The organism is Oribacterium sinus, assembly GCF_014202695.1.
Taxonomy (GTDB): domain Bacteria; phylum Bacillota; class Clostridia; order Lachnospirales; family Lachnospiraceae; genus Oribacterium; species Oribacterium sinus.
The window spans coordinates 20,673-47,140 of sequence record NZ_JACHHH010000012.1; the positions used below are offsets into that span (position 1 = coordinate 20,673).

General features: G+C 40.5%; 29 protein-coding genes and 1 pseudogene. 2 read left to right on the forward strand and 28 right to left on the reverse strand.

All coding sequences use genetic code 11. From position 1 onward, the window contains the following. Window positions 1–118: 118 nt before the first annotated feature. The 3 genes from mgtA to HNQ46_RS10265 all read right to left on the reverse strand — a co-directional run bounded on the left by mgtA (window position 119) and on the right by HNQ46_RS10265 (window position 4,855). Entirely contained in the window at window positions 119–2,806 is a 2,688-nt protein-coding gene (mgtA, locus tag HNQ46_RS10255) for a magnesium-translocating P-type ATPase (protein WP_183684604.1), read from the reverse strand. A 133-nt stretch (window positions 2,807–2,939) separates the two neighbouring features. Further along, window positions 2,940–4,151 (reverse strand): sensor histidine kinase, encoded by a 1,212-nt coding sequence (locus HNQ46_RS10260; RefSeq protein WP_183684605.1) that lies wholly within the window; start codon window positions 4,149–4,151, stop codon window positions 2,940–2,942. Next, entirely contained in the window at window positions 4,148–4,855 is a 708-nt protein-coding gene (locus tag HNQ46_RS10265) for a response regulator transcription factor (protein ID WP_183684606.1), read from the reverse strand. The genes HNQ46_RS10260 and HNQ46_RS10265 overlap by 4 nt, the downstream gene beginning before the upstream one ends. A 247-nt stretch (window positions 4,856–5,102) precedes the next feature. Between HNQ46_RS10265 and HNQ46_RS10270 the strand changes: the two genes are divergently transcribed. Further along, on the forward strand, window positions 5,103–5,831 hold the full coding sequence (locus HNQ46_RS10270) for an ABC transporter ATP-binding protein (protein WP_183684672.1): 729 nt from the start codon (window positions 5,103–5,105) through the stop codon (window positions 5,829–5,831). Further along, window positions 5,828–7,345, forward strand: coding sequence for an ABC transporter permease (locus HNQ46_RS10275; RefSeq protein ID WP_183684607.1), 1,518 nt, complete (start codon window positions 5,828–5,830; stop codon window positions 7,343–7,345). Before HNQ46_RS10270 ends, HNQ46_RS10275 begins: the two co-directional genes overlap by 4 nt. Before the next feature lie 234 nt (window positions 7,346–7,579). Here the strand turns inward: HNQ46_RS10275 and HNQ46_RS10280 are convergent, their stop codons facing one another. From HNQ46_RS10280 to HNQ46_RS10395, 25 genes and pseudogenes are all read right to left on the reverse strand, one after another. Next, window positions 7,580–7,936, reverse strand: coding sequence for a VOC family protein (locus HNQ46_RS10280; protein WP_183684608.1), 357 nt, complete (start codon window positions 7,934–7,936; stop codon window positions 7,580–7,582). Further along, window positions 7,933–8,619 carry an MBL fold metallo-hydrolase gene (locus HNQ46_RS10285; RefSeq protein ID WP_183684609.1) on the reverse strand — a complete coding sequence of 229 codons (687 nt, stop codon included), beginning with the start codon at window positions 8,617–8,619 and terminating at the stop codon, window positions 7,933–7,935. Before HNQ46_RS10285 ends, HNQ46_RS10280 begins: the two co-directional genes overlap by 4 nt. A 363-nt stretch (window positions 8,620–8,982) precedes the next feature. Further along, window positions 8,983–9,951: a metallophosphoesterase gene (locus tag HNQ46_RS10290; RefSeq protein ID WP_183684610.1), complete on the reverse strand. Its 969-nt coding sequence runs from the start codon at window positions 9,949–9,951 to the stop codon at window positions 8,983–8,985. Between the two features lie 118 nt (window positions 9,952–10,069). Beyond that, entirely contained in the window at window positions 10,070–10,999 is a 930-nt protein-coding gene (locus tag HNQ46_RS10295) for a DUF1848 domain-containing protein (RefSeq protein WP_183684611.1), read from the reverse strand. A gap of 80 nt (window positions 11,000–11,079) precedes the next feature. Then, on the reverse strand, window positions 11,080–11,952 hold the full coding sequence (locus tag HNQ46_RS10300) for an ADP-ribosylglycohydrolase family protein (RefSeq protein ID WP_183684612.1): 873 nt from the start codon (window positions 11,950–11,952) through the stop codon (window positions 11,080–11,082). 136 nt (window positions 11,953–12,088) lie between these two features. Then, window positions 12,089–12,301, reverse strand: coding sequence for a hypothetical protein (locus HNQ46_RS12405; RefSeq protein WP_330604589.1), 213 nt, complete (start codon window positions 12,299–12,301; stop codon window positions 12,089–12,091). Then, window positions 12,291–12,647, reverse strand: coding sequence for a Bro-N domain-containing protein (locus tag HNQ46_RS12410; protein ID WP_330604590.1), 357 nt, complete (start codon window positions 12,645–12,647; stop codon window positions 12,291–12,293). Before HNQ46_RS12410 ends, HNQ46_RS12405 begins: the two co-directional genes overlap by 11 nt. Before the next feature lie 106 nt (window positions 12,648–12,753). Beyond that, window positions 12,754–13,800, reverse strand: a complete 1,047-nt coding sequence (gene arsB / locus HNQ46_RS10310) for an ACR3 family arsenite efflux transporter (protein WP_183684613.1) — start codon at window positions 13,798–13,800, stop codon at window positions 12,754–12,756. A gap of 91 nt (window positions 13,801–13,891) precedes the next feature. Beyond that, window positions 13,892–15,622, reverse strand: a complete 1,731-nt coding sequence (gene arsA, locus HNQ46_RS10315) for an arsenical pump-driving ATPase (protein WP_183684614.1) — start codon at window positions 15,620–15,622, stop codon at window positions 13,892–13,894. Between the two features lie 9 nt (window positions 15,623–15,631). Continuing rightward, window positions 15,632–16,054 (reverse strand): arsenite efflux transporter metallochaperone ArsD, encoded by a 423-nt coding sequence (gene arsD / locus HNQ46_RS10320; protein ID WP_183684615.1) that lies wholly within the window; start codon window positions 16,052–16,054, stop codon window positions 15,632–15,634. A 98-nt stretch (window positions 16,055–16,152) separates the two neighbouring features. Continuing rightward, a complete protein-coding gene (locus tag HNQ46_RS10325; protein ID WP_183684616.1) occupies window positions 16,153–16,434 on the reverse strand; it encodes an ArsR/SmtB family transcription factor in 282 nt (93 codons plus the stop codon). A 270-nt stretch (window positions 16,435–16,704) separates the two neighbouring features. Beyond that, window positions 16,705–16,860 carry a hypothetical protein gene (locus HNQ46_RS10330; protein ID WP_183684617.1) on the reverse strand — a complete coding sequence of 52 codons (156 nt, stop codon included), beginning with the start codon at window positions 16,858–16,860 and terminating at the stop codon, window positions 16,705–16,707. Then, window positions 16,850–17,164, reverse strand: a complete 315-nt coding sequence (locus HNQ46_RS10335; protein WP_183684618.1) for a hypothetical protein — start codon at window positions 17,162–17,164, stop codon at window positions 16,850–16,852. Before HNQ46_RS10335 ends, HNQ46_RS10330 begins: the two co-directional genes overlap by 11 nt. Before the next feature lie 226 nt (window positions 17,165–17,390). Continuing rightward, a complete protein-coding gene (locus tag HNQ46_RS10340; protein WP_183684619.1) occupies window positions 17,391–18,194 on the reverse strand; it encodes an ABC transporter permease in 804 nt (267 codons plus the stop codon). After that, window positions 18,187–19,086: a metal ABC transporter ATP-binding protein gene (locus HNQ46_RS10345; protein ID WP_183684620.1), complete on the reverse strand. Its 900-nt coding sequence runs from the start codon at window positions 19,084–19,086 to the stop codon at window positions 18,187–18,189. The genes HNQ46_RS10340 and HNQ46_RS10345 overlap by 8 nt, the downstream gene beginning before the upstream one ends. A gap of 2 nt (window positions 19,087–19,088) precedes the next feature. Beyond that, window positions 19,089–19,433, reverse strand: a pseudogene (locus HNQ46_RS10350) (ClbS/DfsB family four-helix bundle protein); the annotation flags it as partial. 192 nt (window positions 19,434–19,625) lie between these two features. After that, complete coding sequence (locus HNQ46_RS10355; RefSeq protein ID WP_183684621.1) at window positions 19,626–19,973, reverse strand: hypothetical protein; 348 nt, start codon at window positions 19,971–19,973, stop codon at window positions 19,626–19,628. 170 nt (window positions 19,974–20,143) lie between these two features. Continuing rightward, complete coding sequence (locus HNQ46_RS10360; protein ID WP_183684622.1) at window positions 20,144–20,728, reverse strand: type IV toxin-antitoxin system AbiEi family antitoxin domain-containing protein; 585 nt, start codon at window positions 20,726–20,728, stop codon at window positions 20,144–20,146. A gap of 165 nt (window positions 20,729–20,893) precedes the next feature. After that, window positions 20,894–21,028: a RhuM family protein gene (gene rhuM / locus HNQ46_RS12190; RefSeq protein WP_183684673.1), complete on the reverse strand. Its 135-nt coding sequence runs from the start codon at window positions 21,026–21,028 to the stop codon at window positions 20,894–20,896. A 3-nt stretch (window positions 21,029–21,031) separates the two neighbouring features. Continuing rightward, complete coding sequence (locus HNQ46_RS10370) at window positions 21,032–22,786, reverse strand: DUF262 domain-containing protein (protein WP_183684623.1); 1,755 nt, start codon at window positions 22,784–22,786, stop codon at window positions 21,032–21,034. Between the two features lie 85 nt (window positions 22,787–22,871). Continuing rightward, complete coding sequence (locus HNQ46_RS10375) at window positions 22,872–23,033, reverse strand: hypothetical protein (RefSeq protein WP_207720031.1); 162 nt, start codon at window positions 23,031–23,033, stop codon at window positions 22,872–22,874. A gap of 148 nt (window positions 23,034–23,181) precedes the next feature. Further along, complete coding sequence (locus tag HNQ46_RS10380; protein ID WP_183684624.1) at window positions 23,182–23,730, reverse strand: GNAT family N-acetyltransferase; 549 nt, start codon at window positions 23,728–23,730, stop codon at window positions 23,182–23,184. 36 nt (window positions 23,731–23,766) lie between these two features. Continuing rightward, a complete protein-coding gene (locus tag HNQ46_RS10385) occupies window positions 23,767–24,315 on the reverse strand; it encodes a Fic family protein (RefSeq protein ID WP_156778125.1) in 549 nt (182 codons plus the stop codon). 3 nt (window positions 24,316–24,318) lie between these two features. After that, window positions 24,319–25,422: a glycoside hydrolase family 172 protein gene (locus HNQ46_RS10390; RefSeq protein ID WP_007157367.1), complete on the reverse strand. Its 1,104-nt coding sequence runs from the start codon at window positions 25,420–25,422 to the stop codon at window positions 24,319–24,321. Between the two features lie 504 nt (window positions 25,423–25,926). Further along, window positions 25,927–26,463 carry a flavin reductase gene (locus HNQ46_RS10395; protein ID WP_007157369.1) on the reverse strand — a complete coding sequence of 179 codons (537 nt, stop codon included), beginning with the start codon at window positions 26,461–26,463 and terminating at the stop codon, window positions 25,927–25,929. Window positions 26,464–26,468 lie beyond the last annotated feature (5 nt).

Below are 26,468 nucleotides of genomic sequence, written 5' to 3' on the forward strand. Positions count from 1 at the left end.
GCGAAAAACGAATGTCAATGAAGTTTTTCGCTTAGTACCCCTGCAGGGCGAAGTTAGCGAGAGCGTGCCACCTTTATGACCTGTACCGCATACAAGCTTTCTTAATTTCCTTCTTGCCTTATAGCCACTCCCCATATTTCTTAATATATAGCTTCTTCACTGTTTCGATGGTAAAGCTATAAAGTGCAAGAATAAGAAGCAAATACGCAAAATACGCCATGGGCATTTCCGTAAATACCGTATTGTCCAGATTATGAAAAAGATAGGGAATGGAAATGGCCGCAAAAATGCCCAGTGCCGAAGCCAGCGCCAGTCTGGAGTCGCACTTGGAATCCAGAATAGGTCGCTTCGAGGTACGAATGAACTGCACAATCAGGATTTGGGAAATCAAGCCTTCTACAAACCATCCTGTCTGGAAGTAGTTCTGCATGGAAAGGCTGTTATAGCCCAAGAGGAACCAAAGTACCAGGAAGGTCATCACATCGAATACGGAGGACACGCCACCCATCACATTCATAAAAGACACCAGAGAAGCACTGTTCCACTTATGGGGTTTTTGCAGGAATTCTTCGTCCACATTGTCCCAGGGAATCGCAATCTGCGTAAAGTCATAAATCAGATTTTGAATCAAAATCTGCAGGGGCAGGATGGGCAAAAATGGCAAGAATATCGAGGCAATCAATACAGAGAACACATTTCCGAAATTACCGGATAATGCCATTTTCATGTATTTCAGAATATTTCCGTAGATTCGTCTTCCTTCATAGATACCGTTCAAAATGACGGTTAAGCTCTTCTCCAAGAGGATAATGTCCGCGCTGGCCTTGGCAACGTCTGTGGCATTGTCCACGGAAATGCCTACATCCGCATCATGAAGACTGGGCGCATCATTTACACCGTCTCCCATATAGCCCACCACATGTCCGTTTTTCCGAAGGGCATCCACCACTCGTTGCTTCTGCATAGGAGAGAGACGGGCGAAAATGTCTTTTTTCTCTACAACGGCGGATAGCTCTTCCTCGCTCATCTTTTCCAAGTCGGAGCCGGTTACCGCATTTTGTTCTCCTACCTTCATGCCTACCAGCCTACATACGTGCTCCACCACAACGGGGGCATCGCCGGAAATGACCTTTACCTGTACGCCTGCATCATACAGTCCATGAATGGCTTCCTTGGCATCCGGCTTGGGCGGATCCAGGAAGGCGATAATGCCCAGGAAGGTCATATCCGTTTCGTCCTCCGCATGGAAAACAGCGGTGTCTCCTGCATTTTTCCTCTTTGCGGCAACTCCAATGACGTGCATTCCCTCATGATTTAACTTCTCGGAAAGGGCATTGATCTTCTGAAGGTCTTCTTCCTGAATGTCCATGTATTCCTTCTTCACCCGAATACGGCTGCAACAGGCCAATACAGATTCCAACGCTCCTTTGGTAATCAATACCTCATCCTGGGGCTTGGGAAGAATTTCTTCTGTCTCCTCTCCCAAATGTTCTCCCCCCGGATTGGAAATCACCACACTCATTCTACGACGTTCAAAATCGTAGGGAATCTCATCGGACTTCACATAGCCTCCGGCATATTTTTGCACATCGCTTTCCGCACCATAGGATAAGATGGCCCGGTCAATGAGGTTTTTTACCCCTGTAGAATAGTATGCATTCATCCATGCATAGTTCAAAACCACATAGGAATCCTCTCCATTGACATTGATATACTTCTGCAAAACAACATTGTCCATGGTAAGGGTTCCGGTCTTATCGGTACACAGCACATCGATGGCTCCTAAATTTTGAATGGCGGACATGTTCTTTACAATGGTCTTCTTCTTTGCCAGGAACTTCGCGCCTTTGGCAAGGGTTCCGTTCACAATCATCGGTAACATTCCCGGGGTAATGCCCACCGCAACGGAGATAGAAAATAAAAAGGCTTCCAACCAGTTTTTCTTCACAAGACCGTTAATAAGCAATACAAAAAGAACCACCACAATCATGTAGCTAATCAGGATTCTGGTTATCTTCGATAGGCTCTTATCAAAATCCGTTTCTTTCTTCTGTGTATGGATAGTGGAGGAAATTTTCCCCAGATAGGAATTCTTTCCGGTCCGCACTACGATGCCGACTCCGGTGCCGGAATTCACCGTGGAACCGCCTAAGCAGAGGTTGTTTAGTTCTGCAGCATTAACAATTCTCTGATCCACCCCGGTATATTTCTCCACCGGAATGGATTCTCCCGTAAAGGCGGAAACCGAAAGGAACAAGTCTCTACTTTCCAGAAGATAGAGGTCTCCGCACACGATATCTCCTGAGCCGATAAGCTGTATATCCCCGGGTACCACCTCTTCCACCGGCACTTCTCTTATTTCCGTGCCGTCCTTTCCCGGAATCCGGATTCTTACCGTATCGTGCTCCATATCCTTTAGCTTCTGCATATCCAGATAGGAACCGTAGTCCTGGGTAAATCGAATCACCGCACTCATACAGGCCAGTACCAGGATAATGACTCCGGACAGAATATCCCTTTCCACAACAAAGGTAACGATAGCCAAAACTAGCAGAACAATAATAAAAGCATCGGTAAAGCTGTGAAATAAAAAATAGAATACGCCATGCTTCTGCATGGCGGAAAGGTCGTTATAGCCGTACTTCTCCAGTCTTTCTTCCCGTTCCTCGTCGCTAATTCCATTTGTCGTGCAGCCTAATTCCTCTAAGACCAAAGAAGCATCTTCCCCGGCAATTTTCTGAAACTCTTGTTCCACACCGGCAGTCTTTGTCGTAGGTTTCAATCTCTTCTCATTATTTAAAATCATATCTTTCACCCTCCTCTACTATTTACAGGGATATCTTAGACCTTTGCACAATGCGAGTCAATTTAATATGATTTTTATTTCAGTCTGATATATTTTGTTGCTCTTCCTACGCCTTTATCCCTTAGCAATCATTTTATCTCATCTGTATGCGGCACAAAAATCCGCCCTGACTACCTTCTCTAAACTGCACTTTCCATCGGTGACGGCTAATCACCTGTTTTACAATTTTTAATCCCAAGCCGTGCTGTCCTGTGCTGGGCTCCCACTCATAGTTTTTTTTGTTCAGTCTTTTCAGAGCGGCTTTCTCTAAACCGCAGCCATTATCCTCCACCTGGAGAAACACGTGGGCTTTCTCATCCTGATATAACTTCACTGTTATCTCGCATCCCTCCGGATTATGCTGCACTGCGTTGTATAATAAGTTCATCAGTGCTCTTTCCATCAGATTTTCATTAAAGCCCAGTACCAAGCCCTGCAAATCTTCCTCGATATCCAAGGTAAACTGCACCCTTTCATCCTCTGTTTGATTCCGCATTTCCGTAATCGTCTTTCGAAGAAAACGGCTCACTTGGATTTTTTCTTTTTCCAAGTTCCCATAGCCAAAAGAAAGCTTACTGAAAAGATTCAGGTTCTCTACAAGGCGACGAAGACGAAGTCCCTGCTTCTCAATCCTTAGCGCACGATCTTTGATTTCTTCCGATTCCGTGGTAGCTGCAATCATTTCCGCATTTCCCAGAACAATGGCAAGGGGTGTCCGAATATCATGGGAAACCCCGGCAATCCATTCCGTACGCTCTTCCTCTTTTTGCTTTGCCCGTTTCTTCTGTATCCATATGGGAACGGAAACTAGAATCAGCGCATTGAAAAGCAAAAAAAGCGGCAGAAACTCAATGAGATTTCGGATAACTCCCTCTTTGTATTCCAGAGTATATTTCCAAATCTGCTCTTTCTTTTGTCCGATAATCAATAAGCCTTCCGGAACCACATAGGTACGCACCGGATAATCTTCCAGATAATAACGGGTAAACTTTGCCACATCCTGTAAGGTATAGCTTTTCCGAAGCTCTTTCGGCAAAAACTCGCTCCATAGGATATTGCCTCCATTGTCAAGGAGCATGGCAAATTGCTGTGCCCCGGACAGCTTTTCGGCTTCCTCTTCCTCTAAGCGGTACTCGTCATTTTCCTTATGTAAATGCTCCATAATCTCCTCACTGTCGGGATAATATGGCATACCGTTTCGGGACACAAAAATCCCAAAAATCAAAAGGTCTGCAAACAGTAAAAAAATTGTGAGCAGAAGCACCAGAGCAATCAGCTGAATTTTCCGTTCTCTATTCCCTCTCATCTTCCTATCTCCAATTTATAACCAAGGCCTCTTACGGTCAGTAAAAATACGGGTTTAGATGGCTCTTTTTCTATCTTTTCCCGTAAATGCCGCATATGCACAAGCAGTGAGCTTTCCAATCCGAAATTCCCATCCGGCCAAAGGGCATCGCAGAGGGTATCCGTAGTGACAATTTTCCCCTTATTACGGTATAGAATGGAAAAAAGCGCCAGTTCCTTAGCCGTTAGAGAAAGCTTTTCTCCTTGTCGTATCACTGTTCCTGCATCAATAGAAACCAGCGATTCCCCAAGCTGCACGCCCTGCTCCTTCTCCTCCAAATGACAGGTTCTTCTCAGCACGGCGGCAATTCTCAGGATGAGCTCTTCCGGAAGAAACGGCTTGGTAATGTAATCATCCGCGCCCAGTCCCAAGCCATGCAAACGAGCCCTATCCTCGTCCCTTGCAGAGAGAAAAATCACCGGAACTTCGGAAAGAAGACCTTCCCTTTTTTGCTGTTTATAAAAATCAAAGCCATTGCCATCGGTCAGCATGACATCCAAAAGAATCAGCTGATAGCAATTCTCGGAAAGCTTCGCTTCCGCTTCTTTACAAGAAGAAGCGGTGTCCACCGAAAAATAGCCTTCTTTTCTTAATAGTTCCTGCAATAATTCTCTAAGCTCTTTCTCATCGTCCACCACCAATATTTTACAATCTTCTTTTTCCATGATTCTGTCTCCTGCTACTGTCCGCCCTTAGCAATCTTACTATAGCCTTTCTTCTACTACTGCCCTCATCAATCCTACTATAGCTTATATCCTGCTGCTGTCTGCTCTTACCTTTTCTACTATAGCCTTTCTCCCCCTCTTTCCCCATAGTTTTTTTCATTTCTTAAGGTAAACATAAGGTACGCACAAGGTTCCCATAAGCTTCCTTCGCTATTCTCCTCTCGTAAACAAACACATGGAGGAAAAAATCATGAACTATATTCTGGAAACACAGCATCTTAGCAAAAAAAGCGGAAACAGCTACCGTGTAAAAGACCTTTCTTTATCTGTTCCGGAGAAATGCGTTTACGGCTTTTTAGGTCCCAATGGAGCCGGAAAAAGCACTACCCTCAAAATGATTCTGGGTTTGATTCACCAGAGCGAAGGAAAAATTCAATTTCTGGGAAAAACGATAAATTCCAAAAATCGCCTTTCTCTTCTCCAAAAGACCGGAAGTCTCATTGAAAATCCGGGCGGTTACGGGCATTTAAGCGGACTGGAAAATATGCAGATTGTGCAGAAATTAAAGGGTGTTAAGGAAGAAGAAATTGCCTCGGCACTGAAAACCGTCCGGCTCTATGAACAAAGGGATAAAAAGCTCAGCAGTTATTCTCTGGGTATGAAACAACGTCTCGGTATCGCCATGGCCATTTTGGGAAATCCGAAGCTTCTGATACTGGATGAGCCCACAAACGGCTTGGATCCTGCCGGCATACAAGAAATTAGGGAGTTGATTGTATCTCTTCCTAAAGAAAGAAATATGACGGTCATCATTTCCAGTCATCTCCTCAGTGAAATAGAGCAAATGGCAAGCCAAGTCGGTATCATTCACCATGGAAAACTGCTCTATGAAGGTCCTCTTAAGGACCTGGAATGTAACGGAAAAAGTCTGGAAGAGGCATTTCTGGAAATGACCGGCGGAAAGGAGTCTTTATGAATACCCTAAGCAATATCCCTAAAATCGTTTCTATAGAGTTTCAAAAAGCGCGCCATAAGCATTTTCCTTTGCTGTTCCTCGCAGCTCTGCTTTTGGATTGTGCCTATCTGTTTTATGGCACAAAAGCGCATTCCGAGACATGGTTAAATATCTTTTATGCTCTTCCCATAATTAACACCCTGGTTCTGTCCGTACTTATGGCTGTAATTGCTTCCCAGTCTGTGGACATGGAACACAAAGGCGCTATGTGGAACCTTCTTCCCACCTTGGAAAGCAGAGCTTCTATCTATCTGGGAAAGCTTTTCTTCGGTTTTATTGCCCTTGTCCTGTTTTGTACTTTCCAAATCGGTATGGTCCTTCTTGGGGGAAAGTTCTTAGGTTTTACCGGAGATATTCCGTCACATATTGTTCCGGTTCTGTTCTTCTCGGAACTTATCGGCGGAATGATTCTGTATCAGCTTCAATGCACGCTTTCCCTACTGTTTTCCAGCCAGTTTGCGGCTCTTTCCATTGCCTTCGGCGGTACCCTATCCGGCTTATTTCTGGCCTTTATCAGCACAGACATGTGGACTCCCTGGTCCGTTTTCTTCTCTCTTAGCCCTATCGGTATGGACTATGACAAAGCATCAAGACTCATGAGCCTAAGCCTAAGGTCTATCCCTATTTCCGATATTTTGCTAAGCCTGCTTTATCTCATCGGCACATTTTTGCTTGGTCTCCTTCTTTTCACTCGGGCAGAGCAGGGAGAGACTTTATTTTCTCTCCATAGACAAAAAGTAAGTCGCAGTATGCACAGCAGTTTGTTTCCGGAATTTATCAAGTTAAAAAGGAACCCTATCTGGATTCCTTTCCTTCTGATTCCTCTGATTTCGGCACTGATTGGAACGGTGAATTTTACGCAAAATCAGGGTGTCTTACAATATACTTGGGAAGATCTCTGGACCCAGCAATCTCTGTTTCTGGGGATGTTTTTCCTGGCTCCCCTCATCGGCATTCTCTGCAGTCTTCTGTGGCGAATGGAGCATCAAGGCAGTAACTGGAATCTGATTTTAACCATCACTTCCCCCGGAAAACTGCTTCGGGACAAATTGTTTACAGCAACCCTCCTCAGTACGCTCTGCATGGTCTGGATCAGTTTTATTTATCTTCTGAGCGGTAAAATCCTTGGCCTTCCGGGAACTGTTCCGGCAATCTTTTGGATGCGAATGCTTTCCGCTATCCTTTCCATTGCCGCAATTACTGCCCTGCAAAGTACCCTGTCCATGTTCTTCCACTCCTTTGCCCTTCCCATTGCGCTGGCATTTCTGGGTAGCTTGGTCGGCCTTACCCTAACCGTGAAAGGAGCCTACTATGCCCTGCCCTATTCCACCCTGATTTACGGCATGGGCAGTACTTCTATCACCGGAGAGCTGAATTTTCCGATTCTCCTCCTAAGCTGTTCCTTTTATATTTTCGCTGCACTGGGCATCGGTATTCTGTATCTAAAGAAGAGCGATGTGAGAACGCATGTCTAAAAGGTAAGGGCTTTTGGTTTTGACAAATATAATACTACTGGACAATTTTTCGATTAGAGCATTATTGTCCAGTAGTATTAGAATTTCATTAGAGGAATGAGTAATAGATAGGATATCAATCACAACTTCGAAAATACAGTTTACAACCAATTCCTCTACATGGGCTATATTCTCAAGATATATCACGATGGTGCTCTGAAAATACTCTCTTTGTCCCGCTTCGAATCGGTAAACTTATGGCAAAACCTCCAGCCAGTAGCCATCCGGGTCTTCAATGAAATAAATACCCATAGCTTCATTTTCAAAGCAAATGCAGCCCATCTCCTGATGCTTCTTGTGCGCTTCCTCAAAATTATCCGCCTGAAATGCCAGATGGAATTCACACTCTCCCAGGTCGTAAGCCTGGGGGTGGTCTTTCAGCCAAGTCAGTTCCAACTCAAAATCGCCCACATCGCTTCTTAAGTACACTATGATAAAGTCTTCGCTGGTCTTTCTTCTCACCTCATGTAAATCAAGGGCTTCCTCATAGAATCGAAGGGAACGATCCAAATCGGATACATTTAAATTCTCGTGAATCATCTTAAACTTCATAGCTTTTCTCCTTTCGCTGTTTCCGTGTTGTTGATCCGTGAACGATACTTTGGATATTCGGTAAGAAAGCGCTGGATCACAGCGGGCTCTCCCCAGTAATGCATCGGAAATATGGCATCGCAATCCACATTTTCAAGAAAATACAGAATCCCGTCGGCATAGTGCGCTTCCAGTCTCGGATCAAGGGGAACGAAGGCAAGGTCAAAATGTCTGCCCTTGATTCGCGAAATCTCCCTGTGATAAATCTCGCGGAGCCTCCGATTATCTTCTTCCGGTTCTCCCTCCCAATACCAGTCGTTTAAGTCCCCGGCATGATAGATAGAGCCTTCCTTTGTTTTTAGTATAAAGGCAACTCCGCTATCATTGGAAAGCAGCGTCTCAAGCTGAATTCCATGATCCAACGGATAGCTTTTGTCGGCTTCAACAAAGCAATGCTTGACCTTGGACAGACGCTTTTCATCCCGTATATCGTTTGCCAATACCGCCTGATAGCTCATCCCCTGCCCGTCGAGCAAGGAAAAAATCTTCGGATTATAATGATCCCCATGGACATGACTGCAAAAAACAAATACTTCTTTTTTCTTGTTCAGAGGCGGTAATTCTCCCCTGTAATAGTCAAAAATAATATAGCAGTCTTCTAATTCCAGTAAAAAACCGCTGTGGTTCAGATATGTTACTTTCATGATGTTACTCCGTAAAATATTTTATTTTCTCGGTATGGAGATTGTTGCTCTCCCTTCCTTACCTGCTTACTTCCATCCTTGCTTACTTGAATCCTTGCTCCCTTACTTCCTTACGTTTTCCCACTCTATATGCTCTTCAGTATAAGTTGCGCTACATTTACTGTCAACGAGGGACCGGAAATAGACAGTCGGCTTTGCTTCATAACGGTAGAGGTCCTGCATTGGCATAGCAATATTTACAAGGGAGGTGAGTTCAGATCTTTTCTTGGATGAGAGGGGGGTGGAAAAAAATGATAGTGGAAATTTTGGGAAAATAAATTGAAATAACATACTCTGTGAAGAGGGAAAGCATTTTCCCTCCGTTTAGGAAAGATCTATAACAACCAGCTCCGGCCGGTTAAAGATTCGCGGAATACGGGTACTTTCTCTTGCCAGCCCTCGACTGACAATCATATAAGAATCGTCAAAGCGATATTTTCCCCCGGCATATCGGGGAAAGAAGCCCTGATTCGGCGCGAAGAGTCCATTGATGATTCCGGGCAGGCGCCATTGTCCGCCATGAGCATGTCCCGCTAAGATTAGATCAAAATCATAGTTTAAGTAGGAGTCAATCAACTCCGGACGATGGGCAAGAAGGATACTGTAGTTCCCATTTTCCGATGCGACAGCTGCATCTTTCAATTGTTCGGTAATGCTGTAGTTCTTATCGGTGTACTTAAGAATATCCGGATCTGATATACCGCATATGTTTAATTTTTGCCCGCGCACATCAATCGTATCAAAACTGCCCTCCAAGACAGGAACATTGTAGGATTCGAAGATTTTCAGTATCTTTTCTATCTCACGGCTCCAATACTCATGGTTTCCGGTAACGTAGTAGCAAGGGTATTTATCCGCTATAGCACGAAGTACCAGCTCGGTATTCCGATGGGGAAGCTTATCATCACAAATATCTCCTCCCAGTAAAATAATATCCGGCTTCTGTGCATGAATCGCGTCTATAAGCTCGCGTTGCCCTTCCCCATAGGAGCAGGAATGTAAATCCGTGATGAGGACAATTCGAACAGGTGCTGTCAGTTTCTCACTTTCCAGCGAATAGTGTTGTATTTTCAATTTGGTATTAAAGGCAAAGGGCGCTGTGATGCCTAAAATGCAGGCAAGGAGTAAGGCAAGTATCTTGCGTTGTTTCTTGCCTGACTTATTATGATTCGGCTTGTCTTGCTTCTCGACTTTCACTTTCTCTTGCATCTGCTCTGTCTGTTCTATATGTTCTGTTTTCCCTATATTTTCTGTTTGTTTTCCCTGTACTTTGTTTTCTTGAACTTCTTTCAACTGTTTTCTCCTTTATTGGGTAAATTTTCCGACTTAAATTTTCAGTCCATAGCTTCTCCAATAGCAAAATGGGGATATTCCTGATTCTCGCTATAATTACTTAAGTATATTTCCTTAGCTATAATTCCAAGCTCATTTGTCCGTCCGCCCAAGACTGCTGGGGTACATCATGAATACTGTCACTTTTCTCGTAATTTCCGATTAAGAATGGAGATTTCGGATCATGCAGTCGGCTTTGCTTCATAACGATAGAGGGTTCTGCATTAGCATAGCAATATTTACAAAAGTGTTTACAGCTGTTATAGGCGCCGATATCGCAGGAAAGATAGCAAGCGCATGCTGCTCTTGCCCCCTTCTTTTTCGGTACATGCAAGCGTTTTCCAATGGCTTTCTCATAATCGCTGATAAGCATACATCCACCACAATCTGCCCCATACTCAGCCAATTCCTTCCCCTCCGCACAGGGCTTCAATGTCATGCCATGGGAACGAGCAATCTCAATCATAGCCTTTCCCAGTAGAAGTCTATCTTCCTTCACAAGAACCTTAAGCTCCGGAAAGTTCCGCTTCACCTTTGGGTAAAGGTCTACAAAACTGATGACGGCTGTTTTCGTATATCCCTCCAATGCCGTAGCAATCTGCTCGAAAGCTTTCAAATGATAGTCTTTGCTATATCTTTCAGACAGAAAAATCGGGTCGTAACGCCAGCCGATAGAATTCACTCCCAGCTGCATGGAAAGATGTTTGAAATGCTCTATAAGTAAATGTTTATCCGGCACATTCGGCTCTATATCTTTTCCATAAGGGGTAATGCTAAGAAACCAGTATTGTCTATAAGCCCTTAAAAGCTCCATGTACGGGAACATGGGAGCCGGATTTTTCGTGCAAAAACCAATGACATCCACCACGGAAGGATCAAGGCGATAGCGACTGACTTGACTTGGATTGTAGGGATTTCGCACGCAAACAAAGCCCTCTTTCAACCTGTTTGCAAACCATTCCGCATAGAAGGCAGGAATGTCCGTCCTCTGTCCCGTGTTAATAATCAAGTTAAATGCCTCCTTTGGATGCTTCCATTTTACGCGCAATGTTTTCCCTTAACTTATGTGCTATCAAGAATTATAAAGGCCTACCATAAGCATTCCAATATCAGCTCTTTATTTCTCAATCTTTCAAGCCATTGTTCTCCTTTATACCCCAATCCATGAATAATTGCGGCTAGGCCTCCTGCTACAGCTCCCACGGTGTCCGTATCTTCCCCAAGATTCACAGCCGCTAAAACATCATTGTCATAGTACTTGATTACAGCCCTCGTGCTTTCCTCATTTTCCTCAATGTGACTGATTGCCCACAAAGCTGCTTCCAAGGTGTCCACCACATATCCTGAGGATCTGATTTCCGTACTATCCAACTGATGAATTCGATGGAGCCTATCGAAGGGCTTATCATACTGCAAGGTGGGAAGGATATCCAAAATATTCTCTCCGGCAAGCAGTCTTTTTGCCACATGCACGTAGATTACACAGGCCTCCTCCGAAATCCAATGCCCGTGGGTAATGGCGGAAACGGCTCTTATTTCTTCATCCGTACATTCCACAAATGCCAAGGGCAGGATACGCATAAGGGAACCATTGCCATTGGAGCGCTCCCCTACGCAGGGTTTACCACTGGTCAGCGCCTCATAGGTGGCATGACCGATATCAAAAACTTCTCCATTGGCGGTAAAGGCATTTTCCCGGAGCCAGGAAAGAAAACGCTTTCTGATGTCCTCGATATGGATTTTCCCGTTATTTTCCTTGAGGCTTTTCAGGGTCGCCAAGGTCATGGACGTATCATCCGACCAGGTTCCTGCCGGCTGATGATGACAGCCATAGCCTGTGAGGTCCGTGCAAAGGAAGCTTCCCCGTTCCTGAAATTCATAAGGAACGCCAAGGGCATCGCCGATGGCAAAGCCAAAAATGGCGTTATAGAGTTGTTTGTTATTAGGGAGAATATTCTGCATATATTAGTCCTTTATTTTCTGATAATCTACTATTCTGTACTTAATGGTTCGCACGCTTACGCCTATTTCCTTACAAAGAGATCTTTTCCCTTTCCTTTCATGGGAGATAACATGCCCAGATTCAGCATTTTATTAATTAATTAGGAATTTCTTTTGTTACATCGCTGATTAGTCTTCCGAAGTCAATCGCATTCTTTGTAGTAATGACAGGTTTTCCGGTTTCTTGTTCAAGTGTTTCCTTAGCTACCTTTGCAACATTACCGCCTCGTTTGGCAACCTTCTTATTTTCTTCTAAGCCTTGCGGATTAGATGCATTGGCAATATCTTTTGTTGCTGTCTCAGCAAGCATATTGAGAAAAGTGTTCTTTTCCGACTTCAGCCAGCCACATCTTAAACGGTTCGGCTTTCGGAGATGGCACAGATTGAATGATACGGAATATTCCTTGCATGTCCGCAACATCGCTTTCTCTCATTTTCCCGTCAGCAGCCTTTAATTTCAACCCGTGACAAAATGTCACGACTTCACTTCCTTCTTCCTTTAATCTTTGTTTTAACTTTCTCCAATATGCTCCCGGGTCTTTGCTGTCAGTTAGTGTTCCTACAACATCGACAACACTGAAATACCATTCTTCCTTATCGTTGTCCCAAACAGAGCGTATCTGATTGCCTTCAAATATTTTGATTTCGTTATTCATCTTATCCACTTCCTTTATGACGGGTTTTTCATTCCTTGATAAATTCCAAAATATCATCAACCTTGCAACCAAGGGCTGGCAGATTTTTATTGAACAGACGGGTTATTTACCATTTACGATTAAATTTATTTTCCATAGAATTGGCAAACTTTACCAAGGCTAACATAACAGGAACCTCAACCAGAACACCTACTACGGTTGTTAGCGTTGCTCCTGATAATAACCCAAATAAAGATATAGAAACTGCAACGGAAAGCTCAAAAAAGTTTGATGCACCAATCATGCTACAGGGAGCTGCAATTGAAAATGGCAGCTTTGCTAAATATGCCATGAAAAATGTTATTGCAAATATAAACAAAGTTTGAATGATCAAAGGAATTGCAATAAGGATAATATTTACTGGCTGATCCAATATCTTCTGTCCTTGAAACGAAAATATTATAATCAACGTCAACAATAATCCCATCATAGTGTATTTATCAAATGCAGGGATAAAGGTTTTATTTAGGTAGTCCTCCCCTTTATTTTTAATGATTATACTTCTAGTTACCATGCTTAAAACAAGAGGAACAACAATAAATAATACAATGGACAATAAAAGTGTTCCCCATGGAATATTTATATTTCCAACCTTTAATAAGAAGCTCACAATCGGTATATATGCAATCAAAATAATTAAGTCGTTACTAGCTACCTGTACTAAGGTATAAGCACTATCACCTCTTGTTAACTTGCTCCATACAAATACCATTGCGGTACATGGTGCAGCTCCGAGTAAAACCGCCCCGGCTAAATATTCTGATGCCAATTCCTTATTTATAAATCCCTTATAAATAATAAAGAAAAATAAGGAAGAAATTAAATACATGCTGAGTGGCTTAATGATCCAATTCACAAACCATGTAATAAATAGACCTTTAGGATTTTTTCCTATATCTTTGATACTCTTAAAATCAATTTTCAACATCATTGGATAAATCATTATCCAAAGTAAAATTGTTGTTGGTATAGACACGTTATAGAACTCGAATTTTCCTAACCATTCCGGAATAGAAGGATAATATTTCCCAATAAATATGCCTATTACCATACAAATCAACACCCAAAAAGTCAGGTTTTTTTCAAAAAAACCAATTCCATTTGTTTTCTTCATTTCTAAATCGCCTCAACTTTCTCAATTATTTTATGAACCTTACTTTCCATCTCCTTAATGCTTTGTATAAACTCTTCATCATTTTTTCTTCTTATATCTGATAAAGTTTATCACCACAAAGGTCTTCTTTTGTCCATTCAATGACGGCTAGTTTTCCTGAGGTATGATCTAAGATTTTGTTAATCCACTTCACTTCTTCATTTGCTTTAGCAGATAACATCTTGTTACCGGGATTTACTTTATACAAGGAAGAATTAACAATCCACCAATTGGTATGAATGGATGCCCTTGTTAGATCTTCTTCTAATCGAGATGCCTCATAAAACGGGGTAGCCTCCGCCAAACTAACGATTAATACTTCTGTTTCCTCTCCCCTTAATCTGGGTAACAAGTTTTTTACAGATTCAGGTATCTGTCCTTGTGTTCTTTGAACTTCTTGGTGATAACTTAAAGTTGAGTCTAACAACAACAAGGTATGACCCGTAGGAGCAGTATCAATCACCACTATCTCATCGTCTGCTTTTTCCACGAGCTCTGCAAAAGCTCTAAATACAGCTATTTCCTGTGTACATGGTGATCTTAAATCTTCCTCAATGTAAGCTACATCATCCTCACTCATTGTTTTTCTTGCATTTCCAAGTACTTCATCTTGATATTTTTTTAATTCTTCTTTTTCATCAATATGACTCATAGATATTCCACTTGAACTATCTATCATAAATTTGATATGGTCAGCGGGATCTGTTGTAGCCAAGTGTACCTTTTTACCAAGTTTGCTTAGCTTGAGGGCAACAGAAGATGCAATAGTAGTCTTTCCTACACCGCCCTTGCCCATAGTAAAGATTACTTTTCTATTATTTTTTACAAGATCACTAACAACATCATCTAAATTAAAGAGTTTGCCTTCTACTTCCACTTTTTGTTCATTTATTTGATCTTTCTTAAGGAGATTTCTTATAGAGTCGATTCCGGTAATGTTGTATGATCTCAAAGCAATTGTATAGGTATCAAACTCCGTTAAGATATCCGGCATATTTTCAAGGGCTAACTTTTGTTTGTTAAATATACTTTCAGATAAGTCATCATCATACTTTTCTAAGATACCATTAATCACTAATATTTGATTTTTTATTCCAATCTCAGATAGCTCCTTTGATGCTCTAGCCACCTCATTAAGTGGTGTTTTATCCGGCCTTGTAACTAAGACCAGGGTTGTTAAACTCTTATCTGATAAATTTTCAACCGCCTTTTTATAGATTTCTTTTTTAGCCTCTAATCCTGATAACTGTCCTAAACAGGATGCTCCATGGGTGCTTTTACTGATAAAATCAGTCCAAGCAGAAGGAAGCTGTAGCATTCTAAGGGTATGACCTGTAGGTGCTGTATCAAATATAATATGGCTATAGTCTGTATTGAGCTTAGAATTTGTAATGAAATTAGAAAACTCATTAAAGGCAGCAATCTCCACTGTACAAGATCCTGATAGCTGTTCTTCCATACTCTCAATAACAGAATCAGGCAATTTACCCCGAAAAGGTGCTACAACACTTTCTTTATAATTATGTGCCGCTTCTAAAGGATCCAGATTGATTACTTCTAAATTATCTACTCCTTTAATCGGCTTTGCTTTACCGTCTAATTCTGTTTCAAAAACATCTTGAAGATTTGAAGCAGGGTCTGTACTAATCAGTAGTACTTTCTTTCCTTCATCTGCTAAAGCCACTGCTGTTGCACAAGCTGTAGATGTTTTACCTACGCCTCCCTTGCCTGTGAAAAATAGATATTTGCTTAATTTAATATCCGCAAGATTAAATTCCTTCATAATACCCCCTTAGCAACAAGAGCTATTATTTCCACAGCACCCTTGATTTGGTTCTTCATCTTCACTACAGCAAGAATCATTACCTGAAGAACAACAGCCATTTTGCTTACTACTTTCAAGATAATCTTTTGAGATTTGTAAAAGTTCCATTATTTCTTCATTCTTTGGATATCTGCCTTCTATGACTATATCCTCGTCCACAAGGATTAATGGCAGCCTATCGGTTCCATTTTTATCCAAAGCATCTTTTACCTTGTTATTATTGACAAATGCCATTGGCTTACTTGATAAATTGTATCTTTCAATAGTGATACCATTTTTCTTCAAGTTGTTAATCACTGTTGAAATACGTACAAGTTCAGGATCTACATTAACTCCGCAAACACCTGTATCACAACACATAGCCGGTTCATAAATTGACATTCTTTTCATTTTTTTACACCCTTTCTTTAATTGTTTGAATTAGATTTCATTAATACATCAAGTTTTTTTGATATAAAGAGTATTTTTTTAGTTACCCTTAAGGGTAACTAATTTCTTGCAGTAGATTCTAAAAACATCTGTATTATTTTTTGTCTTCCTTGTTCAGATATGGTGTAGTGAACCCACTTGCCTTCTTCTCTTGCTGTAACAATTCCTGACTCTATCAATATTTTCATATGGTATGACAAGCCCGATTGCGTTAAATCCAGTTTTTCCAGTAAAACACAGGCACACAGTTCCCCATTTTTTAATAAATCCAATATCTCTAGGCGAACCGCTACTGAAAAGGCTTTAAATATCTGTGCAGTTTTTACTAAATCTCTCTTCATAAAAGTTCCTCACATCAATTTATTTTGATGTGTTAATCTTATCACTACTTGTTCTGCTTGACAAGTCTTATTTCCTTAAATACTACTTTAATCGTCGTGGGGATAATAGCGTTTTATCATCCCACAAGCATTCCAGAATCAGCTCTTTATTTCTCAACTTTTCCAACCATTGCTCACCTTGGTAGCCCAGACCATGAATCATTGCAGATAAGCCCCCTGTTACTGCCGCCACGGTGTCCACCACATATTCGGAGGATCTGATTTCTTCATTTATCCAAGAGAAAATGTTCCTGAGGAAGAATTGGAAAAACTGATGCTCTGGTCGGAGGTATTACCGGATAGCTGTAGGACGGATAAAAGCAGATAAGAAAAACCTGCCGGTCTGAGAGCCGGCAGATTTTGTTGGACAGACAGCTTATTTGCCATTTTCAAAATGATCTCTTAATACCATTAATCTAAATATTAGAACAGCATTCAGAATAGCCGCTGCTATAAGACCGGCTCCAGCCCAAAGCAGATCTATCGCAAACCCTATAATAAAACATAGGCTCCATTTCATAATTTGCTTACCACAAATGATGCATAATTCTTTGCTTTTATTTGATATATTTTCGTCAAGATCATGTCCGGTTAAATATCGAATTGCTCTGCCGTTCGATCTAATAAATAGAATACCTATAATCAAATAGAGCAAAACCATCATAAAATCGATACATAAAAATACAAACATATTTATTACCTAAATACTTTCTACGCCACTGATATACTGCTTTTTAGTCATCCTTAGCCTCGACTAGGCGTTCATAAATTTCTCCTTTATACTTTCCTTAAGTATAATCCTATTTTTATCTTGCTTCCTCTCAAAATCCAAAATATCTGTAAATCTTTTTTCAAAGAATTTAGTGAGGAATATGAAAGTTCTAATAAATAAGTTTTCACCGGATTTAGACTTGTAATCAATGTTCATCATTTTTGAAATTGGTATTACTTAGACAGAATATAGCGAATAAATAGGCCACAACTGTGAAAACTAAAACGATGCAAATCGTAGTGAAATCCGGAATGCCGAATGCGATTGTACGCATGGCATCAACTTGATATGTTAGGGGATTAATCCGTGAAATACATTTTAGAAGGAATGGCGCATTGTCAAAGGAATAAAATAATGGTGCAGCAAAAAGAATTGGCACTAAGAGAGTGTCCATCACAAAGTCTCGTTGCTTATAATTTTTTATCAGTAGCGCAACGCAAATCAGGATAGACGCCCAAAACAGCACGCTAATCATTAAAAAAACGATAATCATGCAAAATCTATAAAGTGAAAAAGATCCACCAACAAAAAAGGAAAGAATATATAGAATGCTGGCTTGAATGACAACTCCTACGATTGGAAAGGTTGCAATTCCGAGTATATAAATTGCCGGATGAATGCCGTTAAGAATCTTTAAGCTTAAAAGTCCCCAACGCTTGTCCGTTATCATGCGATAAACGCATTGGTACATTTCTTTAAATAACGACATTGCAAAAATACCGATTAAAGAATAGGAAAGAAAACTTACTGTCGTTCCGTTGAAGGATATATCTCCAAATGTAGCCTGAATACCTACAGAATAAAATAAGAAATATAAAATAGGGGAAATCAAACTACTATAGATAATTTGTTTGTTGGACCAAAGTGCTTTCAGCTCATTATTGACCATTATGGGTAAACCCTTTAGCCCAAGATGCCCGGGCTTAATATACATTTGAAATTTACGCATTTTCTGTTGCCTCCTCTTGCATCATGATTTCCTTAAGGCCCAAGCGTTCACTGCCCATACTTGTAATCGATACTTCAGCTAAAAGCTTTCCAATAATGCAGTTCAAATCTACAGAAGACTCGATGAAACTTACTGTTTGCCCTTCAAGCTTAGCTCCTTGGTCAATCAGTTCCTTTTTGAGCGTGTCGCTCATTTCGCCGGAGAAGGAAATTGTGATTTCCCTTGTCAATTGGTGAGCGCTTAAAAAATCCCGCATACTACCAAAGTAAAACTGCTGACCTTGGTTTAGAAATAGAATTTTATTGCAGTAATCTTCCAGCATTCCCAAATCATGGGATGAAACAAGAGCCAGTTTCTTTTCATCAAAACATTTCTCTTTCAAATATTCAAATAGTCCATGGGAGTAACGGTAATCCAGACCGGCGGTTGGTTCGTCCAAAATCATTATTTCAGGCTTATGAACTAAAGCACGTGCAACTTGAACTCTTTGTTGTTGTCCGCCGGAGAGTGAATCGGGGGAACGGGTATAGAAATCTGTAAGATCAAGAATTTCAGAGATAGAATCCGTTGCCGCCTGTGATTCTTTCTTAGAAAGACCGGTCAATACAGCTCCAAGCATAATGTTATCTCGCACATTTAAATACCAATCAATGGATTGCTTTTGTGGGCTTATGCCTAAATCATGATAAGTAAGCTTGGGTGAGCAAGTGATACTTCCGTGTTGAGGACTGTATATTCCGGATAATAGATTGAGTAAAGTGCTTTTTCCGGCTCCATTTTTGCCAACAACAGCAATAAAATCTCCTTTCTCTGCCTCAAAAGAGATGTCATAAATTCCGTTGTGCGTTCCTTCGTAAAAATAGGATACATCTTTAAGCGTCAGCAATGCCATTGTTAATCCCTCCTATTCCTGCTAAGCAAAGTATGCAATTGGTCAAGCGCTTCATCAGCCCATTTTCTCATATGTGGCTTAAATAATTCTTCCTCACTCAATGAATCAATCATTACGCAAATAGAATTAACATTTGCTTTTAATTTTAGTTTCAACTCTTGTATAGATAAATGAGCATAAGTATCCGTAAACCACTGATATAATTCACCAAGTTGATTCCATTTGAATTCATTTGATGGTATTTTTACTTGAAGTCCATTTCTTTCATCTTCCTCCCATTTAAGAACTAAGCTTGTCCAGCCTACCTGATAAGCAAGATTTTCAGCCGGAGTTCTATCGACTTCATCAAATCTCTTATCTTTTAAACTTTACGGAATATCCTCAAATTCTGAAATATATTTACCAAATGCTTTATTTATTTCAATTTTGAGTTCTTCTTTATTTTCGTATGCTCTCAAAAACTCACCTCTTCAACTTCTAATCTGTCGAGCAGATTTTTCACCCCTAAAACTTCCGATTTTTAGGTGAATTGTTTTCCTCTACAAGATACCTTCTAGCCAAGAATACTTTTCATACCGATTAAGGTTTTCTCTGGCTATTCTTTTTCTTTCTTTTTCTGTTTCATTTAATTTGCTGGATGGAATATACAGAAGCTCCTCATCAATATACGCATCTGTTTCCATTTCATAAATTTCCTTAAGAAAATCTTCTATCTCTGCATCAGATACTTCAATGCTTACAGAACATGGAATATCTTCTACAAATCCAAGCTTATATAGATTGTAATCACCTTCTGTTATATTCACGATCCAGTCTGGTTTCAATTCATTAAAATGCTTTTTTAGACGTTCAGCATCCTTTTTATATATGTCCTCAATAACTTTCATACCTACTGCCCTCTCCAGAGAAGTTTACTTATTGCTCTTCTTCATCATAATCATTTGTAAGCAGTACCGTAGGCGTATTCTCGCAAGCTGGCACCATCTACTTTACATCCATGATTTCCGAAACAATATTTCGTTTAACTTCTTCCTTTCAAACTTTCCGAGCCTATCATTTATAAAACCTCCATATATTTTCTGAGCTCATCTTCAACACCAAGGCTTCTACCATATTTAATAAGATTTCTAACATTCTTATCTTTGCTCTTAAAATATCCGGTTAGTGCATTGATGAAAATCTGCTTATCAATAGATTTCCTTTTCAAAACAATATCACAGATACATCTTTCCATGTTATAGCATTTAACGGTTGATCCCAGTGGGGTTTTCGTCTTAATAAGTCCTAAATTGAAACAATCTCTCTTTACGTAATGAACCTTGATATTCAGAAATTTCCGTTTGATGTGCTCTGCATTATACCCCTGAGGCACAGTGATATGAAAAACATTAGGTATTCTGTCACTAAATCCAAGAAGATACAAAGCTGTATGAAAAGAAAATACCATTTGCTCATTATTAACAGATATAACAGCAAAGTCATCATCTATGGCATCCTTTTTCTTATAAACACCATTTCTAACTCTCTCCAGCTCGCCTTTATGAACAAGTGAAGCTAAGATATGCCTTTTTATGCCTATCTCTTCCGCCTGTTTATTGGTAATAATATTATTTTCTAAAAAGTGTTTTTCCAAAGCGTTCATTTTATCACTCCATTTACAATTACACTTTTATTATAGTTTTTTAAAGAGTATTTGTAAACAATGGATGAAATCAAGAAGCTGATACAATTCTTTCCAGTAAACGCATTCCTTCTCGCTAAGATAATTCTTCGCGACATGCATATCTCTTTTTACAATCTGGTTTACTCATTTCCGGAATTGTACCGCACAATCAGAATTGACTTTAAAGCCTACGGCAATAACCATTTGGACATTATAGTGCTTAGTGTCACGTCCAACCTGACGAAATCCTTCCTCTTGAACTATCTGGAAATTCCGGATAGTTCAATCTTCCTCCGAAGGTACTTCCGCCTTTTCTTTATCGATTGGAAAATTCAAATATTCATTGTTCCATCTGGTAAAAATCTTAGCCATCTCATCAGAAATACGAAGATCACGTTTTATAATAGAGTCCAGATTCCATTCCATAACTTCCGACGTACCCATTGTATTTGTAATAGTAATCTTAGACACCCTATACTCTTCTTTCTTTTTACTAAAATAGCCATTGCCGGCAACAATATTCAGTTTCTTTTCAAATGGCAACTTATTCCCTATATGTTCAATTTTTTCCTTAATAATTGAGTCCGACTCCTTTGGAAAGTAATTGGTCTGCCACTTTTGAGGAAAGATATGTTCAATTTCCCATTTACTAGGAAGCAGCTCATCCTGATGTTCGTAGGCAAGTGTCTTCAGCAGCATGCGTACTGCATTCCGATTCGGATTATGAATATAAGGCTCCAACTGTGTCACATCAACGGTCTTAAATCCAAAAATAGGTCTATTCGATGCTACAATGGCAGAATTTAGCTTCAGAATATCCGGTTTAACAGCATTGATTGTCGGCATCATCAGATACTTTGTCATCAACTCCATGAGAAGCTTGTTCAAGAAACGTGCAAATCTTGTTTCAAAAAACTCTTCGTTTCTGTAACAAACATAATAAATAACAACCGGATATTTCCAGAACTCATTCGGATAGGAAGTCAAGATATCCAGAGTCTGTTTTATTTTATTATTCTTAGACCAAGCTTCTCCTTCAATCTCCTCACCCTTATTTATAACCTTCCACAGATTCAAAATTACGAAGAGAGTATCCAACAGTTCTTTCTTATATAAACGTTCAAACTTATTAGACGCATAATACTTTCTAACACCGGGAGTAGTTGTGTTCGTATCCTGATCAAGTGCTCGGTAGTAAAACATATTGTAATAGAAGAGCTGCTGTATGCTTTCATTTGCATCTGTAGCCTGCTCATCCAAATCTTTCCAGCGCTCTATAAATACTTTCTTAGCTTCCACTTCAAGTTGGTTATAAATTTTTGCCTTGAAAATATCAGCATCTGACAGAGGTAATCCTCTATCATTTAATGTTGAGAAAATAGTTAATGCCGTATCCTGTGTATCTGCGGTAATTGGGAGTAAAATTGCCTGATTCAACACTGCGTAGATAAACTGATAAATCATAAGCGGATTTTCTGTAGAATGTCTATCAAACAGTTTTTGGAAATAACGATAATTCCTTGAATAATTATCTTTCGCATTCTCATCTGTTTTTCCGCTTTCCAAGATGGTGCGTAGAATTTCATTCCCTTCATTATTCACAACTCGGGAAGTCAAAAGAATATTCTTAAAGTCCACTGTACCGGTAAGCTTATCCGTGCGCCAGATTGTAGGTTCAATTTTACCAATAAAGTTATTAGCTTCTGCTGTTCTCTCCGATTCAGGCGTAGCTACAAGCTTTGTATAAATTGCACGTAGCAGCAGAAACAATGATGTAATCCGTTGCTGACCATCGATAATTTCCTGCTCACCATTTTCATTTTCGTAGGAAACCACACTCCCCAGAAAATAGGAGCTTTCTCTTTCCACACCGCCACTTATAGTAGTAAATTCCCATAAATCCTCAAAAAGAGTTTCTACTTGCTCCTCTGTCCATGCGTAGGGGCGCTGGTATTCCGGAATAACAAACGGTTTTGATTTACCACTGCCTAGGAACATCTCCACGTTCTGTTTATTCACCTCTATTGTTGTTGGCATGTTAGGGCCCTCCTCTTATTTCTTTATTCTTTCCGATACAGTTTCTCTGAGCTCTGACTCCCCTAGCGAGATTGTTATAATCCCTTCAATATTTTTTTCTTGCCGTATTTTTCAAATAATCCGATGTTTCAAGGCCATCGACAACTTGAAGTCTCATTGCGGTATACCAAGCATAACCCAACTCCCGTTTGGAAGGTTCTGACTGCCTAATATATTCCTCAAATGGATCCTTTTTAATGCCATCCATCCATTTCACCTGCTTTCGTATCCTTAGCCCTTTTATCCAGCATTTTCTATTTTCGTCCAAATTAACGCAATTTTGGACGAAAAGTCATTTACTATCTGCGTGATTGTAAAATGTATTTCGCCCTAATCCTTCCCGGATTATTACACCTTCATCGGTAAATTTCTTCAATGCCGCCATGCCATTCTTCTTTCGTCAGTAGGCTTACGTGTCCCTTCCTTGTTTCGCCCATCTGCGGCACAGGTGCATCTCCGGTAGTCCATTGATACTTGAACCCAAGCTTTTCCTGAACACGCTTTGATTTGTCGTTGCCATCATAATAACCACACCAGATGCGAACAAGCTTTAGATCCTCAAAGGCATGACGCAGCAGCTCTCTTGCCGCTTCCGGCACAAGACCCTGTCCCCAATAATCAACTCCCAGCCAATAACCAAGCTCCGCCTCATCCTCCTTTTCTGCAAGGTCATTGTGGTGAAGGCCGATGCTGCCAATGGGAAGTCCTGTTTCCTTTAGCACAATAGCGTAGGTCTCCGGCACCATCAGCACATCACTAATAACCTGTCTACTGTCCTCTTCACTTGTGTGTACAGGCCACCCTGCAATCGGACCTACTCGCGAATCCTTCGCGTATTTATAGCATTCCTCTGCATCCGCTTCTTCCCAAGGACGGAGGATAAGTCTCTCTGTTTCTAAAATCATATCTATCCTTTCTTTCTCTTGGGAGCCGGTAGCAATTCATGCACTACTGTTCACTTTTTTATATTTCTGCTTCCTACTGTTTGGCTTATCAGGTATCGTCATTTCTATTTTTCCTGCATTAAGTAAAGGAACAAGATATCTTTTTCTAAAATTCTTGCTATCCGTAAGACCAAGGAAATCCATTATCTCACGCTTACTACGTGGCATACCACAAAATTCGATTAGTTCCGCCAGTCTTTGATCCAAGTCTTTTCCGGAATGCGACCAGCGATGTTTCCTCAAATGGGCATTCATGAGAATACCGCTGTACGCCAAGAAAGTAACTGAAGATACGGGTTGGCAGAACAACCCACTCGTTCTCCCCAGCCAACGCATGAGATACCAACCAATCCCCATAAAACGCAACCGATATACAATGTATAAAAAGACCACAGGGTAAGTATTATGGGAACTATGATGATACAAGCTATCAATATTGAATATGGCAGGAATCCGAAAACCAAAAATGCTGCATAAAATCCAGCATAAGTTCAACACGACAAAATAGCCTATACAATCACATACTCTAATAATCGTATTTTTCATATTTTATCTAGGCCACCTTTGTTCTGCAGATAATAACTTCTGAAATGTTACATGAGGTTCCTTCTGATACCAATATGCAACACTCGAAAGATCATCCTGTCTTTCAAATAACCCATTATGACTGACTCCAATCTGTTGTACAGTTACCTTCAAATCTTTTTCAAAGAATATTGGATCAGGAATGTGCCATCTGTAAAATCCCCGCATTGGAGGACAGTCATCATTATGATATTGATTATATACAAGGGAATCATGTCTTGAATAAAAAGGATATCCCAAATACGATGTACAATAATTATTTTCTACAGTTTTTCCATTATCGTTAGAAGCAAAACTCCATGAGCCTCCAAAATAATCCTCCATCCCTGTCCCACATATCGTTGGATATTTTACATCTCCATCAATATAAAATTTAACTTCTCCCTCTCCCCACCAGTATCTTTGGAGAACAGAAAGTCCAATGTAAGTACCTATATACTGGCCGCTTCCTTTTATATTATCCAAAATAACGTAATCTTTTCCCTTTTCTGTAACTGCCTGTCGCCTCCATTGTGCGTGAAAATAAGCTGTATCCTCCGGAAGCGCATCATACAGGCAGTAATCAATCTGATAGAAAAAAGCTGGTATTACGTTTTTATGCTGGTTTTCTAGTACTATCCGAGCATGTTTATGAAACGGCATCGAAAAATATGAATTCAATCCGCGGGATGGTACTACAGTAATCACCGCGGAATTAATAATACATTCCTGTCCAAATCCACAACAAAAAAAATCTCCTAATGGCGTTTCAACCGAGGGATTTTCTTCATCATCCCAATAAATACGTAGAACAAGGTCCCTCAGAACAAAACAATCGCCGTCTGAGGTTTTCTTGTCAACAGTAATCCATATATGTTGAATGACACCTGGCCCCTCTATATCAGCAAGAATTTCCTCCTGTCCTGGTTGAATGTTCGTAAGACAGGGTTTCCCCTTTCGAGACGGCCCAAGAGGACTCGCTGCCATTCCACCTCTGCCCTTTTCTCCTGTTCTGTTTTCCGCATTTATTGCTCTGCTCTTTCCATGTGTCAGATATGGCATCATGCTTACATTTCCTGGAAATATCATCTTCGTACCTCCATTTAACCTTTTGTGGCTCCCATTGTCATACCAGCAGTAACCCACTTATTAAAGGCAAAATAAATAATTAATGGTGGAAGTGTGGAAATAACGATTGCGGCAAAAGTAGACCCCCGTCCACATTTCCGAAAGCTCCAACGTAATCTTTAAGTCCCATGGCAACAGTTTTAGCGTTACTGTCACTGATAAATGTATTCGCGAATATAAAGTCATTCCATATAAGAACACTATACATCGACGCAATAGTAATTATAGTATTTCGTGCTAGCAGAAATACAATCTTGATAAAAATTTTTCCAGGATCGCAGCCGTCTACAATAGCTACCCACTTGATAATACGGTGACCAACAAAAACTGCAGGAGAGGCTGTTCCACAAAACTGAGGAGTCAACATCTGACAAACGCATGCCGGATTTTTACTACATCCGCAAGGAGCTTCTGCACAATGGCGTAACCAGGAAGCTTCTCTGCGACTTCCCGACAAGCGGGAATTTACCGCTCACCCCTAACCTCTATAATTTCACCTACAAAAACGATATGTGGTTGCCATCCTCCATTGAAATCGGGATATTCTTTTGGTATGGAAGCATAGTACTCCTGAACTTCAGTTGCAAGATCCTCTTTAGAAAATTGGTGCTGATACAACTTTTTGCAAAGAAATGTTAAATTTGCCTCTTTATAGGTTACACCCTGCCCGATTTCGATAGGAGTCAGTCCTGCACCGACAGCTTTATCCCCATCCCTGCCGGAATGCGAACCAATATAGCCCAATGCCTTTTTACAGCTTTCAGGATAAAAGCTTACCGTAAAAGTATCGCTGTTTTTCAAAAATTCACTGGTATAACGAGCAGGATGAACATAAACTGTAACCGTTGGTCTGCTTTTACCTACAATCCCCCAAATATTCCCCAAACTGCCCCAGCTAACAGTGCAGCTATTATAATGTTCCAGTGAGCCCGCTGTAACAACTGCCCACTGCTTATCAAACATTTCAAATACCTTATATTCTTTTTCTTTAAAGTTTTCCATAGAAC

Excerpts from the sequence above, each read along its gene's own strand:
- HNQ46_RS12410 (WP_330604590.1), bottom strand. The coding sequence starts at position 12,647 with ATGAATAACGAAATCAAAATATTTGAAGGCAATCAGATACGCTCTGTT.
- HNQ46_RS10390 (WP_007157367.1), bottom strand. The coding sequence starts at position 25,422 with ATGATATTTCCAGGAAATGTAAGCATGATGCCATATCTGACACATGGA.
- HNQ46_RS10285 (WP_183684609.1), bottom strand. The coding sequence starts at position 8,619 with ATGAAAGTAACATATCTGAACCACAGCGGTTTTTTACTGGAATTAGAA.
- HNQ46_RS10325 (WP_183684616.1), bottom strand. The coding sequence starts at position 16,434 with ATGAAGAGAGATTTAGTAAAAACTGCACAGATATTTAAAGCCTTTTCA.
- HNQ46_RS10335 (WP_183684618.1), bottom strand. The coding sequence starts at position 17,164 with ATGTTTGTATTTTTATGTATCGATTTTATGATGGTTTTGCTCTATTTG.
- HNQ46_RS10280 (WP_183684608.1), bottom strand. The coding sequence starts at position 7,936 with ATGAAGTTTAAGATGATTCACGAGAATTTAAATGTATCCGATTTGGAT.
- HNQ46_RS10265 (WP_183684606.1), bottom strand. The coding sequence starts at position 4,855 with ATGGAAAAAGAAGATTGTAAAATATTGGTGGTGGACGATGAGAAAGAG.
- HNQ46_RS10275 (WP_183684607.1), top strand. The coding sequence starts at position 5,828 with ATGAATACCCTAAGCAATATCCCTAAAATCGTTTCTATAGAGTTTCAA.
- HNQ46_RS10355 (WP_183684621.1), bottom strand. The coding sequence starts at position 19,973 with ATGAAAGTTATTGAGGACATATATAAAAAGGATGCTGAACGTCTAAAA.
- HNQ46_RS10375 (WP_207720031.1), bottom strand. The coding sequence starts at position 23,033 with ATGGATGGCATTAAAAAGGATCCATTTGAGGAATATATTAGGCAGTCA.
- HNQ46_RS10380 (WP_183684624.1), bottom strand. The coding sequence starts at position 23,730 with ATGATTTTAGAAACAGAGAGACTTATCCTCCGTCCTTGGGAAGAAGCG.
- HNQ46_RS10340 (WP_183684619.1), bottom strand. The coding sequence starts at position 18,194 with ATGCGTAAATTTCAAATGTATATTAAGCCCGGGCATCTTGGGCTAAAG.
- HNQ46_RS10330 (WP_183684617.1), bottom strand. The coding sequence starts at position 16,860 with ATGGCAAATAAGCTGTCTGTCCAACAAAATCTGCCGGCTCTCAGACCG.
- mgtA (WP_183684604.1), bottom strand. The coding sequence starts at position 2,806 with ATGATTTTAAATAATGAGAAGAGATTGAAACCTACGACAAAGACTGCC.
- arsB (WP_183684613.1), bottom strand. The coding sequence starts at position 13,800 with ATGAAGAAAACAAATGGAATTGGTTTTTTTGAAAAAAACCTGACTTTT.
- arsD (WP_183684615.1), bottom strand. The coding sequence starts at position 16,054 with ATGAAAAGAATGTCAATTTATGAACCGGCTATGTGTTGTGATACAGGT.
- HNQ46_RS10345 (WP_183684620.1), bottom strand. The coding sequence starts at position 19,086 with ATGGCATTGCTGACGCTTAAAGATGTATCCTATTTTTACGAAGGAACG.
- arsA (WP_183684614.1), bottom strand. The coding sequence starts at position 15,622 with ATGAAGGAATTTAATCTTGCGGATATTAAATTAAGCAAATATCTATTT.
- HNQ46_RS10370 (WP_183684623.1), bottom strand. The coding sequence starts at position 22,786 with ATGCCAACAACAATAGAGGTGAATAAACAGAACGTGGAGATGTTCCTA.
- HNQ46_RS10360 (WP_183684622.1), bottom strand. The coding sequence starts at position 20,728 with ATGAACGCTTTGGAAAAACACTTTTTAGAAAATAATATTATTACCAAT.
- HNQ46_RS10395 (WP_007157369.1), bottom strand. The coding sequence starts at position 26,463 with ATGGAAAACTTTAAAGAAAAAGAATATAAGGTATTTGAAATGTTTGAT.
- HNQ46_RS10385 (WP_156778125.1), bottom strand. The coding sequence starts at position 24,315 with ATGAAAAATACGATTATTAGAGTATGTGATTGTATAGGCTATTTTGTC.
- HNQ46_RS10260 (WP_183684605.1), bottom strand. The coding sequence starts at position 4,151 with ATGAGAGGGAATAGAGAACGGAAAATTCAGCTGATTGCTCTGGTGCTT.
- HNQ46_RS12405 (WP_330604589.1), bottom strand. The coding sequence starts at position 12,301 with ATGCTTGCTGAGACAGCAACAAAAGATATTGCCAATGCATCTAATCCG.
- HNQ46_RS10300 (WP_183684612.1), bottom strand. The coding sequence starts at position 11,952 with ATGCAGAATATTCTCCCTAATAACAAACAACTCTATAACGCCATTTTT.